Annotated in this window: 14 protein-coding genes; 2 read left to right on the top strand and 12 right to left on the bottom strand. The window is 26.4% G+C overall.

Annotation, left to right across the window (positions count from 1 at the left end; genetic code table 11):
* Positions 1 to 4 precede the first annotated feature (4 nt).
* The 5 genes from BUB01_RS04060 to BUB01_RS04040 form a co-directional block, all read right to left on the bottom strand.
* Positions 5 to 1,204 carry an ABC transporter permease gene (locus BUB01_RS04060; RefSeq protein WP_072985413.1) on the bottom strand — a complete coding sequence of 400 codons (1,200 nt, stop codon included), beginning with the start codon at positions 1,202 to 1,204 and terminating at the stop codon, positions 5 to 7.
* A gap of 3 nt (positions 1,205 to 1,207) precedes the next feature.
* Positions 1,208 to 1,894 carry an ABC transporter ATP-binding protein gene (locus BUB01_RS04055; protein ID WP_072985412.1) on the bottom strand — a complete coding sequence of 229 codons (687 nt, stop codon included), beginning with the start codon at positions 1,892 to 1,894 and terminating at the stop codon, positions 1,208 to 1,210.
* Complete coding sequence (locus BUB01_RS04050) at positions 1,887 to 3,077, bottom strand: efflux RND transporter periplasmic adaptor subunit (protein ID WP_072985411.1); 1,191 nt, start codon at positions 3,075 to 3,077, stop codon at positions 1,887 to 1,889. Before BUB01_RS04050 ends, BUB01_RS04055 begins: the two co-directional genes overlap by 8 nt.
* Before the next feature lie 266 nt (positions 3,078 to 3,343).
* A complete protein-coding gene (locus BUB01_RS04045) occupies positions 3,344 to 4,594 on the bottom strand; it encodes a TcaA 3rd/4th domain-containing protein (protein WP_072985410.1) in 1,251 nt (416 codons plus the stop codon).
* Between the two features lie 339 nt (positions 4,595 to 4,933).
* Positions 4,934 to 6,007, bottom strand: coding sequence for a L,D-transpeptidase (locus BUB01_RS04040; RefSeq protein WP_072985409.1), 1,074 nt, complete (start codon positions 6,005 to 6,007; stop codon positions 4,934 to 4,936).
* A 348-nt stretch (positions 6,008 to 6,355) separates the two neighbouring features.
* On the opposite strand from BUB01_RS04040, the gene BUB01_RS04035 reads away from it, so the two are divergent.
* Positions 6,356 to 7,219: a response regulator gene (locus BUB01_RS04035; protein WP_072985408.1), complete on the top strand. Its 864-nt coding sequence runs from the start codon at positions 6,356 to 6,358 to the stop codon at positions 7,217 to 7,219.
* Complete coding sequence (locus BUB01_RS04030; RefSeq protein WP_072985407.1) at positions 7,210 to 7,668, top strand: chemotaxis protein CheX; 459 nt, start codon at positions 7,210 to 7,212, stop codon at positions 7,666 to 7,668. Before BUB01_RS04035 ends, BUB01_RS04030 begins: the two co-directional genes overlap by 10 nt.
* A 62-nt stretch (positions 7,669 to 7,730) precedes the next feature.
* On the opposite strand, the gene BUB01_RS04025 is transcribed toward BUB01_RS04030, so the two are convergent.
* The 7 genes from BUB01_RS04025 to BUB01_RS03995 all read right to left on the bottom strand — a co-directional run bounded on the left by BUB01_RS04025 (position 7,731) and on the right by BUB01_RS03995 (position 15,403).
* Entirely contained in the window at positions 7,731 to 9,104 is a 1,374-nt protein-coding gene (locus BUB01_RS04025) for a DUF5808 domain-containing protein (RefSeq protein WP_072985406.1), read from the bottom strand.
* Positions 9,105 to 9,113: 9 nt separating this feature from the next.
* On the bottom strand, positions 9,114 to 9,485 hold the full coding sequence (locus BUB01_RS04020) for a GntR family transcriptional regulator (protein ID WP_072985405.1): 372 nt from the start codon (positions 9,483 to 9,485) through the stop codon (positions 9,114 to 9,116).
* A gap of 81 nt (positions 9,486 to 9,566) precedes the next feature.
* Complete coding sequence (locus tag BUB01_RS04015; RefSeq protein ID WP_072985404.1) at positions 9,567 to 10,349, bottom strand: YhfC family intramembrane metalloprotease; 783 nt, start codon at positions 10,347 to 10,349, stop codon at positions 9,567 to 9,569.
* 179 nt (positions 10,350 to 10,528) lie between these two features.
* The gene (locus BUB01_RS04010) at positions 10,529 to 12,127 is read right to left on the bottom strand and encodes a hypothetical protein (RefSeq protein ID WP_072985403.1); all 1,599 of its coding nucleotides are present in this window, start codon (positions 12,125 to 12,127) and stop codon (positions 10,529 to 10,531) included.
* Positions 12,127 to 12,831 carry an ABC transporter ATP-binding protein gene (locus BUB01_RS04005; protein WP_072985402.1) on the bottom strand — a complete coding sequence of 235 codons (705 nt, stop codon included), beginning with the start codon at positions 12,829 to 12,831 and terminating at the stop codon, positions 12,127 to 12,129. The genes BUB01_RS04010 and BUB01_RS04005 overlap by 1 nt, the downstream gene beginning before the upstream one ends.
* A 538-nt stretch (positions 12,832 to 13,369) precedes the next feature.
* Positions 13,370 to 13,711, bottom strand: coding sequence for a hypothetical protein (locus BUB01_RS04000; RefSeq protein ID WP_072985401.1), 342 nt, complete (start codon positions 13,709 to 13,711; stop codon positions 13,370 to 13,372).
* 120 nt (positions 13,712 to 13,831) lie between these two features.
* Positions 13,832 to 15,403, bottom strand: coding sequence for a MutS-related protein (locus BUB01_RS03995; RefSeq protein WP_159433203.1), 1,572 nt, complete (start codon positions 15,401 to 15,403; stop codon positions 13,832 to 13,834).
* Positions 15,404 to 15,446: the final 43 nt, after the last annotated feature.

The following is a 15,446-nucleotide window of genomic DNA, read 5'->3' as shown; positions in this document are numbered from 1 at the left end:
TAAATTATCTATAAATTGCTTTTATTGGGTCTAGTTTTGAAGCCTTTAAAGCTGGTACTATCCCAAAAACTATTCCTATTAATATAGCTGTTATTGATGAACCTATAAATATTTGAAGTGTAAATATAGGTTTAACTGGCGATATTGCTGCTACTATTTGAGATAATCCATAACCTATAAGTATTCCGATTAATCCCCCCATTAAAGTTATCAATACTGATTCTATTAAGAATTGTGAAAGTATAGCCCTAGATTTTGCACCTATTGCTCTTCTTATACCTATTTCCCTCTTTCTTTCAGTTACTGATACATACATTATATTCATAACACCAACACCTGAAACAAATAAGGATATTCCAGACACTAAAGCTATAAATACAGTTATACCATCTATAACAGTTTTAAATCCTTTCAGCATTGCATCAGAATCTACCTTAATATATTCCCCTGTAGCATCTGGATGAAGTCTTTGCAATTCATCTTTAACATCTTTAAACACCTCATCAAGCTTATAGCCTTGTTTAACTTTAACCTTTATAGAATAGATATCCTCATTGTCTGCTTTTTCATCCTTTACAAAACTTGGTACAAAAGAAGCATCTATATTAAATATAGAATCACCAGGATCTTTTTGTATCCCTATTACATTATAAAAGTCTCCATTATATTTTATTGCTTTACCTATACCATCTTCGTAATCATCACCAAATATATCCTTGGCATTTTTATTAGTTAATATTATTACTTTATTCTTAAGTTCATTATCTTCAGCAGTTATATTCCTTCCAAGCTCTAAATTAACTTTAGCATCTTTAGCCTCTCTAAGCACAAGCATTGCACTTTTATCAAAATAACTTGCATTTCCAAATCCTATAATTCCAAATCCCCCTGAGCCTTTGTCTGTATCTACATTTTCGACACCATCTACTGATTTTAAATTCTTTAAATCATTTTTATTAAAAGGTGGGGCAACGGGGCTACTCCCTTGATTTACCATTTTTTTGTTTTGAAACTGTATAGTCATAGTGCTAACATCTGTAGTTTCCATAGACTTAGATACATTTTCTTTTATTCCAGCTCCTAGTGAAAGTATAACTACCTCTGTACTTATACCTATTATTATACCTATCATAGTTAAAAACACTCTCATCTTGTTTGCCTTTAGGCAAAGTAAAGCGCTTTTAAAAAGCATATTAAAATTCATAGGTTACATTTCCTCCTCTCGGATAAACACACCATCTTTTAAGAACACAAGATGTGAAGCATATCTTTTAAGATCCTCATCATGCGTAACCATAATAACTGTTTTCCCTTGTCTATTAAGATCCGCTAAAAGTTCTACTATTTCATAACCTGTTTTACTGTCTAAGGCTCCTGTTGGTTCATCAGCTAAAATTATGTCTGGATTATTCACAAGAGCTCTAGCAATTGATATTCTTTGTTGCTGACCTCCTGATAACTGATTGGGAAAATTTCTTATTTTCTCTAAAAGTCCAACTTTTGATAAAGCCTCTTTTACAGCTTTTACTCTTTTATTTTTATCAGAAACACCGCTATATAGAAGTGGAAGTTCTATATTTTGTCCAATATTTAAAGACTCTATAAGGTGAAATTGTTGAAATATAAAACCTAAATTCTTATTTCTAAAATCTGATCTTTGATTGTCTGACATTCCAGTAACATCAGTACCATTATAAATATATTTTCCACCATCAAATTTATCTAATAAACCTAAAAGATTTAAGAAGGTTGTTTTACCACTACCTGACTTACCCATAATAACAACGAAGGAACCTTTTTCTACTCTAAAATCAAGACCTTTTAGAACTTCAAATTTTTCTTTTCCTAAGCTATAGTTTTTTGTAACTCCTTCAACTCTTATTAAATCAGTCAACCTTGTCCCCTTCTTTCATTGTATTTTTAGGTTCACGAACTACCTTTGTATCTGCTGCTACGCCATTCTTAACTTTTAAGTATTTATCATTAAATTCTTCTGTTTCAGTCTCAGTCTTCTTTAACACTCCATCTTTAACTGTCCATATAAAACTCTTATCTCCCTCTTTAAATATGGCTGTCTTTGGTATTTTAACCAATTCCTTTTCTGGTTTGACAGATACTTGCACATGGAAACCAGGTAATATTCCTTCTGTAGAACTAGGTTCTATATTTATAGTATAACTACTAGTTTGGCTACCGCTAGCACCTTGTGCCATCATATTTGTACCTACTTGAGGAATAACACCTTGACTAGGTTCTGTATTTATAGTTTTAACTTTTCCTTTTATAACTTGCCCACTTCCATAAATAGTTATAGATACATCTTGATTTTCGCTTATCTTTAAGACATCCTTTTCTGATACGTTACAAACAATTTGTGTATTATCACTTATAAGTGTAAGTACCGGCTTTGTAGGATCATTTGCTGCATCTGATGATCTTGCTACTGTTCCTGCAAATGGAGCCTTAACTTCATATGATGATTTTGATGATAAATCAGATATTTGCTTTTCCATACGTTTTTGTTGCTTTAAATTCTCATCTAATTGGCTTTGAATTTGATCCTTTGCTTGTTGTGCTTGCTTTGCCATCAAATCTTTTTGAGCTTTAATATCAGCTTCCGATATGCTTGGCATTGCTTGTCCTGGATTATTACTTGGTACTTGGTTAGGCACTACTGGTATACTTTCTTGTGGTTTATCCATTTGAGCCTTTAATTTAGTATAAGTAGATTTTAAAGTTTCTAATTGATCACTCAATGCTTCCTTCTGCGTATCTACTTGAGAATTTTTATATGTAAATAAAACTTCTCCTTCTTTAACTTTTTGCTTATCTGAAACTGATACTTTATCCACAGTTCCTTTACTCATATCAGGCATAAAATTAACTTTTCTAGCGCTTTGAAACTCACCTTCAAAGTATATAGGCTGAGCTGCTTGAACTGTATACACTGCTACTTTGTTATTTTTTTTTGCATTTGTTGCACCTTTAATGCTTTTTGATACAGCATAAGTGATACCACCTATTAAAACTACTCCTACTATTACTGAAGTAATTATAATTATTTGTTTTTTCTTCATAATTAACTCCCCATCTCATTTTTACTTTTATAATCAATTTATACTTAGTTTATCAAAATAATGTAAGCATTTTCAATAAAATACTCAAATTTTAAGGTTTATTTAATATTATTAAGTTTATTATTAGGTTTATTTTTAAATAACCTTCTATTTCAAAGAACCTTCGTATTATTAATATCAATTTAATTTTATAGCTTAATTTGTTGTAATAATTATGTAATCTAAAAACTAAAGCTATGTAGTAAACATCCACATAGCTCTCATTTTTATCTGAATTTGTAAGCTTCTATTACTAGCCATTTTCCATCTTCATATTTTACACCATTAAAAAAGCTTTTACTTTGTTTTTCCTTTTCAAACTCAAATCCTAATATTTTCTTAGATATACTATAATTAATATCTACTACTATATTACCCTTATATTTACCCTCTTCATATTTTATTTCACTTTTTTCCATACTAATTTGTAAATCACTTATATCATAATTATTTTTCAAAAAATTATATTCCTTTTTTAATTCATTATATATTTGTTCTTTACTTTCTTTTGTAGTTGCCTTAATAAGTTTACTATCTTCCTTATTTAACGCCTCAAAAACACTAATATAAAATTCCTTAAGGGAAGCCTCTATTTCTTTATTTATACTTTCATTTTTTAAGTCTATATTAAGATTAATAGCAGGTATATTTTTTACTTCCTTTTCATCACTAAAGATTTCTCCCCATGGGCTCTCTTCTTTGAGCTTTATTTTATATCCTTCATCTATATCAAATGGTCCTATATTTTTAAAATCTTTTACTTTTATTTTTGTATCTTCATCATTTATATAAACATTTGCATCTTTAAACTCACTATTTACAGATATATTGATTCCATTTAAATTCTCTTCAAAAATTGAATCCTGCTGAAAATTTATTTTATCTTTCTTATTTAATTTAGCATACTTACTTTCATTTTTTGCAAGAAGATCATAACTACCTGGAACTATTCCTTCTATCTTTAAAATACCTTCTTCCCCTATTTCACCATACTTTTTATTATTTAAATATATAGCTGTTCCTTGAATATTACTTTTTATTTGTATTGTTGCTAGTTTTACAGTTAAATAATAATCTTCTCCTAAAAATTTTTTTTGTTTTTTTAAATTAATTATATTATTACCATCTTGTTTAAGTGCATTAATTAAACTTTCTTTTGCTATATTATTTTCTTTGTAATATTTCACCAAAGGAATTATATTTTCTTCTGTAACTTTTTCATTTTTATTCTCAAACTTTATTATCTTAGACATTTCTTTATAATCATTTTTTTCAATAGCCTTATCTATTTTTAAAATCATTGCTTCTCTACTTGTTTTTCCACTTCCTAACAAAAATCCTATAATCAAAGCTAGAACAAAAAAACCGATTATTATATATTTAAAATATGTCTTTTTAATTAACTCTTTAAAAAACTTACATAATTTAATGTTTTTTTCTTTCATCTGATTTTTTATATCATTTAAACTTAAGTTCAAAAAACTTCATCCCCTATCTATTTTTCTATATTATAAACTATAATATCTAATTTTGCTAACTGTTACAATAAAGAATTTATTAAAAATAAAATATTTATCTTATAATACTATCTTAAATTTATAGTATATTATTTTATACTATATTTATTATTATTTTATAAGGATATATGTAAATGAATTCCTTTCTAATCTTATAAATTTTCTATTAAAAAACTTGTAAATATTGATTTTAAACCTTATAAAGATAAATGTTTTAATTTTACTTATATACATTACTAAAATTTATACAAGTAAAAAATAACCTTAAGATGTAGCTTTAACGCCCTCTTAAGGTTATTTTTATTTTATATATATAGTAGTTTCATTAGGTATATTATCATATATCCATTTCGAATTTTCTACTGCAAGTCTTATACATCCGTGTGAAACTGGAGTTCCTAATGTATCATCTACAACTTCCTTATTCATATTCATAGGTAATGAGTGAAATAAATAATTTCCCATAAATTGTACCCAGTACTTACCACCTTGATTATATTTATGACTAAAAAACCATATTCCCCTATCTTTTACTTTAAAAACTCCTGTTGGAGTATCTTTTCCTTCTGCCCCTGTTGCTGATTCAAATCTCTTAATTAATTTCCATTCATTTTTCTTACCTAAGAAGATATTAGTTTTTTGATTCTTAATATCAACCCAAATTAAAAACTCGTTATTACTTGAGATATCACTATTATTTACAAAACCCTCGATTTCAGGAAATGGGACATAACTTGATATTGCATCCTTTAAATCATCTAATCCTAATCTTGAAACTATTTCTGTTAAATCCTTTTTAGCTTCTTCAATTTCTACTTTATATTTTTCATTTTTATCATTAACCTCGTCTTTAAGCTTTAATGCCTTTTCTGCATATAACTTGTCCTCTTTAGCTATATTAGAAAGTTTATCTAATGACTTATTATAAATACCCTTTGCATTTAATTCTACAGCTTCCTTATAATCATTTCTGAAATCATTTATTCTTTCTATAATTTTCAGAACATCAGTATAATATTTTTCTTCAACAACATCTAAATTTTTAAGTTTATTCACCTTATCAATTGCTTCTTTAAAAGACAGTTTTTCTGAAATATAATCTTCCTTTATTTCCAATAATTCAGTGTTTATAGTTTTCTTTAAATCTGCTTTAGTATTTAAAGTCTTCATAACTATTACATCGTCCTTACTATCATTATATATTTTAATAGCATCTTCATAATTATTGTTACCTATCTTCTTACTAAAATTATCTTTAATTTCTGTAGCCTTAACATTTTTAGAATAAGCATAGCTAGTACATATTACTATGACCAAAGAACCTATTCCTATTATTATTTTTCTTTTATTTAGTTTGGTAAATAGTTGTTTCATTTTAAATCCCCTCAAATTATAATCCTTCATCTAAAAATTTTAAATAAAAAATAAGCCTAATATAAATTTTCTTATCCCTCATCCAACTCAAAGTAGTGTGAATTCTTCTATAAAAAAAATAATAACAAAATATTATTAAATATTTATTTCATTGTCATTAATTTTCATAACATATTATATATAATAATCACCTAACAATGCAATAGTTTACTTTCTTATTTCTTTATTTTTTAGCAATAAAAAACAAATTACTTCTTTTTTATAAATTTATATGTTTTATTAGAGGATAATGTTTGAAATAATAGGATAAAATATTACAGAACTTTATAATAGAAAGTGAGTGATTATATGAAAAATTTAAGAATTGTAATAGTAGATGATTCACCCTTTTCCATAAGTATATTAAAAGATATTTTACTCGATAATGAGTTTGATGTTGTAGGAGAAGCTGGTTCATTAGATGAAACAATTGCTGTTGTTACTGAAACGAAACCCGATTTAGTTACTATGGATATGACACTTCCTGGAACTGATGGACTAGAATGTACTAGAGCAATACATGAAATAGATGAAAATATAAAAGTAATCATTGTAAGCTCTATGATGGATGAAGAAATAATACAAAAAGCAAAAAGGGCTAAAGTAGCTGGCTATGTTCAAAAACCAGTAGATGCTGATGAATTAGTCACTGCAATTAAAAGAGTTACAGCTGGTAATGAATTATTTAACGAATTAAAAGATACTTATTTCACTGTTTTTAAAGAAGCTATTTCAGACGCAATAAATAGATTTGTTAAAGCTTCCACCGCCTTTGGTGAAGATATAAAAGATAACGAAATTGAAGCATCAAGAGGAATTTCTGTAGTAATGGGGATAATAGGTAAATATTCTGGCAGTGTTATACTCGATACTTCTTATGAAACAGCAGAAAGCTTGGCAGAAAGAATATTAAAAAGAAAAGTTAAAAATAGAGAAGAAGTCCTAGCTGCTTTAGGAGAATTTACTAATATCATCGCTGGAAATGCATGTTCAATATTAAATCGTAAAAATAAAATATTGGGTTTAAGAGTTGCTCCTCCTACTATTTTTCATGGTAGCTCAATAAATATTTGTAAAACTATAAGTGAATCTACAGCTGCAGTAGCAAACATTGAATTTGGAGAAATATATTTAAATGTGGGCTTTAAAAGAGGTGACGACTCATGGATATAAAATTTGTTAATCCATTTTTAGATGCTTTTTTAAATGTTATGCCTCAACTAGGCTTTACTAATGTAGAAAAAAAATCTCTTAGCGTAAAAGGTAAAAATATAAAAAGTATAGGTGTAATGTTAATAGTTGGTCTTATCGGTGATATAAAAGGAAACGTTGCCTACGGAATAGATATGGAAAGTGCAAAGAAAATTGCATCTACAATGATGATGGGTATGCCAGTAACAGAACTAGATGAAATGGCTAAAAGTGCTATTTCAGAATTATCTAATATGATTACAGCTAATGCCAGTACAAATTTAGCTAATATGGGAACAAATATTAATATTTCAACACCAACTTTAATGGTTGGAACAGAATTTGAAGCTAAAATGAACACTGATAAAGTTTTATGTGTTGAACTTTTAGTAGATGGCAATTTAATCGAAGTTAATATTGCATTTGAATAAAGCTTATCTAATATAAATTAATGTTAAAATCCCGTCCAACGCATTGGGCGGGATTATTTTTTCTAATCTAATCTTAATTTTTCATAAAGCTCTTTAGTTTTATTTTCATCATCATAATTTATATAAATTATTTTATCCGAGGTTAATATTTTCACTACTTTTTCTTTGGCATTTTCGACAAATAACTTTGCCTTGTCTCCATCCTGCATTCTAAAATAACCTATCTTCTTCTTTCCAATAGCTGCACCATTTTGTTTCATAGTTATTTTAGGTAATCCATCTTCAAGCTTTACTTCTTTAATCTCCTTTCTATTTATATTTTCTGAGTACATTCCTTTAATATTTACAGAAGCATTATCTATATTTAAATCTACTTTCATTGATATAGACATATATATTACAATACCTACAGAACCTACTAATATAGCTGTAATTAAAACTCCAAATATTTTCCCTATTGGTGTAGCAAAATTTACTGTATATCCTGATCCTGATCTTTTCTCAACCCATACTGCATTATCATTTTTGTTATAATAGAACATTCCAAATTTATAATCATTATCATCATCTCTATTTATTACTTCTGACTTTTCTTCATTTCCAACCTTTAAATTTTTTCCACCTTGCCCCATTTTAAAGCTATATATACTTATTAATATACTTATTAATAATATTAAACATATTGATATCGATATTAAATTACTTTCAATATTGGCAGAAATTATATTCAACTCACTTAAATTACTTACTGCAAATAATAAAGATAACAAATAAGAGTTAACAATAATAAACACTGCATTTATTTTCCTAAATTTAATATTTTGAGCCCTTATACTATTAACTTCTCCACCGTTTAAATTTTGTCTAGCCTTATTTACTGAGATAAAGCTTATATACATTATTATTAACATTACCAAAAATATTAATATTGCTATTATATCAACCTTTTTATAGTTAATAACATTTACTATGCCGATTGCTATAAAAATTATTATATTAGGCATAAAGTACCACGAACTTAATCTTTCTGCCTTTCTGTTTTTCATATTTAAATCTACCATAACTACTTTTTCTTTAGTCATTAAACTTATCCAATTTTCTTTAAGCTTTATAGCTTTTACTTTTTTGTTTGCATTATAATAACATATTGAAATAATTAGCATGGCCATAATCATACTTAACATAACTATAGCCGGAGCATAATCTTCATTAAACTTCAATATCATTATTGAACTTATTATATAAACTAGACTTTCAGACATTAGAAGTTTAACTTTATACCTCTTATCTTCTGATATTAATTGTTTATTATCTTCAAAGCCTATTGGAATTCTTATTCCATAAAAAACAGATCTTTGAGAAAGTTTTTGCATAAAAAATGCTAGTATTGTTAAAAGCAATATTAGAAAAGTATTTAAAATTAAACCAGTTTTCATAAAATCCACCTACTTTTTAATAAAATCATATTTATCACTAATTATTTTATTTATTTCATTTTTGCTTACCCCTTTACATATACAGCTTGAAACAAAAACTTCTATATCTTCATCTATAGATTTTATAAATTCTTCTTTAGAATTCTTCTTTATATTTACTATAGCGCCCTTTCTTCTATCTATAATAAGGTAGCCTTCATCCTTTAATAAATTATAAGCTTTATTTATCGTGTGTAAATTAACACCTATATCTACACTTAAATCTCTAATCGAAGGCAAAGACTCCCCATCCTCTAGCTCTCCTCTTGCTATAGCCTTTATTATTTCATTTTTAAGCTGTAAATAAATTGGAGTTTCACTATCAAATATTATCTTTATCAACGTATCATCTTCTTTCTAAAATAACTTATTTAAAAATATACCAATAATAATTAAGATTAAAATATAACTTAATTGCTAGTTTTATATCCCTAATTGTTTATTGTTTCTATATATAGCTTTACTTTTAATTACAAATATAAAAGCAAGAATGCTAAATATAAATACTATTCCTTCTACAAAATATATATTTGATATTAAATTCATTTGATATAAAGCAGGAACAAAATCTACTAATGCATGAACTAATATAGCTATTAAAAGATATATATTTTTTCTTTCTCTTATTGCATAAAGTACTATAAATGAAAAAGCTAATTGAAGCACTAAAGCCAATATTCTTTCACCTATCCCCATTGCAATTTCAGGTGCAGTTAAATTTAAAATAGTATTTTTTAAATTTGTAACTGCTTCTGCATTTTGCCCTTGAAGTAATTTATCCAATTTATCCGAATTTATTGCTAACGCTACTACTATATAATTAACAAAAGTTAATCCCCCAAGTAATATCATTTCAATTCCAGCATGCCCTAAACCGTAGCCTAACCCATCTTTCCATTCCCTATTGTTTTTTAGGAAGAACTTAAATATCACAAATCTACCAACCTCCTCAAAAACACCAGCTGCTAAAGCCCCGTATATAGCAAAATAAATAGTATTTACTGGAATTACCTTTGTAGATATTACAACTGTATGCAATATTCTTTCTAATATCATAGCAAATAAAAAGAAACCTAACATTCCTAGAAAAAATGTTTTGATTTGAAATTTTTCTTTTCTCTTCCAATATAACATTAACGTTATTGGTAATAAGATAGAAATAACAGTAGCAACTATCATTGTAATAATTATACTTTGATTAACCATAATAAGCCCCTCCTGATTAATTATAAAATATTAATTATATTTGTTATATATATAGTATAACAAATATAATATAAAATCAACACTTTTTTGCAGTTTATAAATTTTTAGTTTTTTATTTTAATTTAACTAAAAAGTAGCCTTATCAATATTAAAATATTGATAAGGCTACTTTAAGCTTTTTATTTAAGTTTAAATGTTTTAGGCGCTAATTTGTATACTAAAATCGTTGAAACTACACTAAAAATTATAGTTATTAATATCACAGCTATCGTGAAATATATCGTAGTTGCTTTAAGCTTCATACAAATATAGGATACTATATATATAATAAAACTAACCACTTTAAATACTGGGCTTTTTACCGTTAAATCTAAAGCATAAGGTTGAACTACATAATACATAAATAAATGATATGTAGCAAAAAAACAAGCTAAAGTTACTATACTTAAAAATAATGGTATTAAACTAACTATCATATTTAAATTACTAGTTAAAATAACTAGTATAGATAATGCCATACATAATACTACAGCTGGTATTACATTCAAAAACAATAACCTTTTAAGCCTTATAGTGAAATTTGATAATATAACCTTTGGATCTCTATAATAAGCATATCTTAAAAGTCCTACATCACAATTATAAAACATAGCCTTACAAAACCTATCCCCTGTAGACATACCATACATTATCATAACCATAATTCCTGAAGATGCTTCTAAGGCTTCATCAAATTTAATCATTTTATCTTTAAATATTACTACACAAATTAATCCTACAAAAAATAAAACTCCGATAATCCCTAGTCTTATATACATTGGATTTAAAAGTATACGTTTATGTCTTTTAAAAAGGATAGCATTTAAATATTCATAACCACTCTTATCTTTATATAAGTCTGGATTTAACTCTTCCTTTTTAATTCCTTTATCATCTAATTTAACATTAGAAAAAGTTATATCTGTTTTGTCCACTCTATTATATAAACTAGGTTTTATAATTAAATTTCTTGAAATTTCTTTATAATGCTTGTAGTTTAATAAATATATTGTACTTAAAACTCCTACAATTATAGCTAAAATAATCATAATATAGCTTAAAACTACATTCCGTACATCTATTATCCTAAAACTAAAAGGTATTAAATAAGCTACAGACATGAATACTATACATGATATTACATTAATATAAATTTTAAACTTATCTATGTTTTTAAATTTATAATTTATTTCTAATCTAACAGCTTCTCCAAATAATCTAAACGCTGTAAGCTCTACGAGAAGTATAACTATTTGCTTAAATCCTATAGTATTCATTATAATAACAGGCAACATTAAAAATATAAAATCTATTATTCTCCTATAAAAAACTAATCCTAAATAATACTCTCTAGGATTACACCTCATTAATCCAATCATATTAAATGCTTTCTTATCATCTTTTAGAAATATACTGCTTCTTATTATAGTCCCTAAAATTAAATTAAGACAAAGAAATATATATACAAAAACAGCTTCCTTATATTGCATATTTCCCTTACAAATAAAAATAATAGGGAAAGTTATAAAACATAATATATACATAAACTTTTTAATAAATTCAAGTCCTAAATTTAATATCTCACCTATAATTCCTAATACTATTTTAGTATTTGTTTCTTTATAGTACCTAATCGGAACCTTTTTACCTATAAGGGGTATTCTAGTTAAAATATATATTATATTATTAGCCTTTTCTACAAAAGAAAACTTAAATGTATTTTTAAACATACTAAACATTAGTTTTCCTCCTTTAGGATTTCTATTATTTTCTCTTCAAAATCTGCACTCCTTATAATACTTGAATCTACACCTTCTAAAGTTCCATTATTTAAAACTACTATTTCATCACATAAATCTGTTGCAAGCTGAAGTATATGAGTTGAGAAAATTATTATATGATTATGTTTTATCTCTTTTAAAAGATTTCTTATTTCTAAAGCTACTACCACATCAAATGAAGTTAAAGGTTCATCTAACAAAATAACTTCTGGTCTTGTTATAAGATAGCAAAGCATTTGTAGCTTATTTTTCATTCCATGAGAGTAACCTCTTATAAGTCTATATCTATCCTCTTCATCAATCTTTATAATATTAAAATATTCATCTATAGCTTTTAAATCTTGAATTTTATCCTTATTTATATCAATAAAAAATTTTAAAAACTCATAACCCGTTAAAAATTCTGGAAGTACTGGATCTGAAAAAACAAATCCTACTTTAGAATAATCTATATCTTCTATATTCCCTTCACCATCTGAAAGTAGTACCTTACCATTATCATATTCTATATCCTTACTTATACAGTTAAAAAGTGTTGTCTTACCAGCGCCATTTCTTCCTAAAAGACCATATATCTTTCCTTTTTCAAATGTAAAGCTAGCTCCCTTTATAACTTTTTTCCCTTCATAATTTTTTTCTATATTATCTAATATTAATTTCATTTTATCCCACCTACCTTTTCGTTATATAGTATATGTTACCATATAATAAAGTACTGAATCAAGCATTTTCTAAATTAATTTAATATTAATTATTTTTTTATACAACTAAAAATGTAAGTATATTATTTTATCATCTTTAAGCCAATAAAATAATATACTTGCTCTTTATTTAATATTCACCTATTATTTCTCCAAAATACATCATATGTTCTGATTCTCCATACTTATAATTGGTCTTATTATCAATCTTAGCTAAATCTATATCTTGTTTCAAAACAACCTTACATTCATAATATCTATTACACCCTTCAACTAATTATCATAGTATTAAACTTAATTTCATTTCCTGATGTTAAAAATGCATCTTTAGAAGTTATATTATCCATTACATTTTCCAATTGAAAAGTATAACTATTATCCATGTCACTCTACCTCCACTTAAATACAAACTTCATACCAATAATTGTATTTAAAAGATATTATACAATATATAAAAAGGCATGAAAAGCTAAATCTAAAGCTCTTCATACCTTAATAATTATTCTAATATATCAAATATCCACTTATTACATTCCATACATTTGTAGATTCTAATAACAAATAAATCTAACATTTGTCCTTCAAACATATGCTTAAATTGTTCCATTTCACTTTGTAATACAAACTCATCCTCTGGAGTTATAAATCCTTGTATTTCTACAAAATAATTCATCTTAGTTTTATTACAACAATCATTTTCATCTGTACATTGAATTTCTTCTACCTTTAAGCTTTCTTGTATGTCTTGAACTATTGGAATTATGTCTTCATATTCCGTTATATCATCTTGAAAGTCCTCTTCATAAAACTTAATTTTATCAATTTCAAATAGCAAATTCATTTTCAGCACCTCTAATTCTTTTTTCTCTTGTTAATACTACTAAATATTTTATTTTATAGCAAGTAATATTTAAGCATAAAAAATTACATTTCCTTACTATCTATTTTTTCTTACATTATATTAGTTCGCACTTTTATGTTTCTTTACCTTTTCAAAAGCATTGTTTGTTATTACTTCTGGATACCCCATAAACTTAAGCATTTTTATAGCATTTGCACTTGGCGAAATACCTCTTTTTATTTTGTAATCAAAACTAAGTCCAGATTTCTCATTTACATCTTCCGTAAAGTAATAACATTCATATCCACTATCACTAAGCTTTGTTAATTCATGATCATGAGTTGCAACTAAAGCTATATTATTTTTATTTTTAACTAAGTATTTTAATATTTCTTCTGAAGCTGCTATTCTTTCTATAGGATTTGTTCCTCTAAATATTTCATCTATTACACATAAAACCTTAGGTTCATTGTCAACAGCCTTTATAATTCTAAGCATAGCTTCTGCTTCACTCATATAATAACTCTTACCTTCATTAACATTATCAAGTGGTGCTATAGAAGTAATTATTCTAAAAAAGTTTCCTTTATAAGACTTTGCTAACACAAAATTAAAGCATTGAGCAAGTAATGCATTTATAACTACAGTTCTTAAGAATGTTGATTTACCAGACATATTAGTTCCTGTAAGTATAACGCCCTTCTCTTCTAGACTTAAAGAGTTTTCCACACAATTTTTAACTAGCGGATGTCTTCCATTCACTATATCTATTGTAGTGATACCTTCTATAAACTCTGGCTTTCCAGTTTCTCCTATTTCTTCTTTATAAGCAACAATTGAAATTAAGGCATCTATTTCACCTACTAGTTTGTATAGTTCTAAAATAGCGTCTCTATTTTCAGCTATAGTATTTGCAGCCTTATAATATGCTTTTTCTTGTATAAATAATAACATAAATGCATAATCACCTATAGCATCTAAACCTTCTACTCTATTTAATATTACTGCATATCTAGAAATATTTTTAGTAACCTCTAATAATTCATTTATCCTATCAATTTGAAACTTAAGTTCTGGACAATTAACCTTTCCTAGCTTTTTAGCTGTTTTAATTATCAATGCTAAATAAGAAAGTGCTGATGCATATGATAGTATTTTTTTATTTCTATTATAATGAATATATGAATATATAAAACCTAGTAGTATAAAAGCTATTAATGCAATTGATCCTACAAAATATATACTAGCTAAAAGTAAGATTGGTATAATTCCAAGTATAGTATAAAGTACTACCATAAACTTACTACCTTTTACATCTGCAGTAAGTAAATCTAATGTTTCTCCTCTTTTTTGGTAACCTAAATTAAACAAAGGTAATTGAAGCTTTTCTCTAGTTTCTGTATCTTTAGCTAAAGCACTTATAAGCTTATCTCTTTTTTCAAGCTCTTCTATATTATAAAGTGGCCTTCTTAGCATATTATAAAGTGATTGCTGACCTAGTGTTGAATAATTTCTATCCATATCTTTAAAGACACTTTCTAGATTTAAATCACTAAAAGTTTGATCATCTATAACCCTTTCTCCTTCTTTAACTGTAGAAGCGAATAATTGTTTAATTTGCTTAAAATCTCTTTTTCTTTCATTTCCCTTTGGCCAATAATATCTTATCATTTTTAAATCTGAGCTTTTCAAAAACATCCCACCTTCTAAAAGAAATATAATTCGTGTACACTTT

It is taken from the genome of Clostridium cavendishii DSM 21758 (genome assembly GCF_900141845.1).
GTDB lineage: Bacteria > Bacillota > Clostridia > Clostridiales > Clostridiaceae > Clostridium_AG > Clostridium_AG cavendishii.
This window is presented reverse-complemented; position numbering and strand designations above follow the sequence as displayed.

Bases quoted from the DNA above. Each gene is read 5' to 3' on its own strand.
- BUB01_RS04005 (WP_072985402.1), bottom strand. From the start codon at position 12,831: ATGAAATTAATATTAGATAATATAGAAAAAAATTATGAAGGGAAAAAA.
- BUB01_RS04000 (WP_072985401.1), bottom strand. From the start codon at position 13,711: ATGAATTTGCTATTTGAAATTGATAAAATTAAGTTTTATGAAGAGGAC.
- BUB01_RS04025 (WP_072985406.1), bottom strand. From the start codon at position 9,104: ATGAAAACTGGTTTAATTTTAAATACTTTTCTAATATTGCTTTTAACA.
- BUB01_RS04030 (WP_072985407.1), top strand. From the start codon at position 7,210: ATGGATATAAAATTTGTTAATCCATTTTTAGATGCTTTTTTAAATGTT.
- BUB01_RS04035 (WP_072985408.1), top strand. From the start codon at position 6,356: ATGAAAAATTTAAGAATTGTAATAGTAGATGATTCACCCTTTTCCATA.
- BUB01_RS04015 (WP_072985404.1), bottom strand. From the start codon at position 10,349: ATGGTTAATCAAAGTATAATTATTACAATGATAGTTGCTACTGTTATT.
- BUB01_RS04060 (WP_072985413.1), bottom strand. From the start codon at position 1,204: ATGAATTTTAATATGCTTTTTAAAAGCGCTTTACTTTGCCTAAAGGCA.
- BUB01_RS04050 (WP_072985411.1), bottom strand. From the start codon at position 3,077: ATGAAGAAAAAACAAATAATTATAATTACTTCAGTAATAGTAGGAGTA.
- BUB01_RS04010 (WP_072985403.1), bottom strand. From the start codon at position 12,127: ATGTTTAGTATGTTTAAAAATACATTTAAGTTTTCTTTTGTAGAAAAG.
- BUB01_RS04040 (WP_072985409.1), bottom strand. From the start codon at position 6,007: ATGAAACAACTATTTACCAAACTAAATAAAAGAAAAATAATAATAGGA.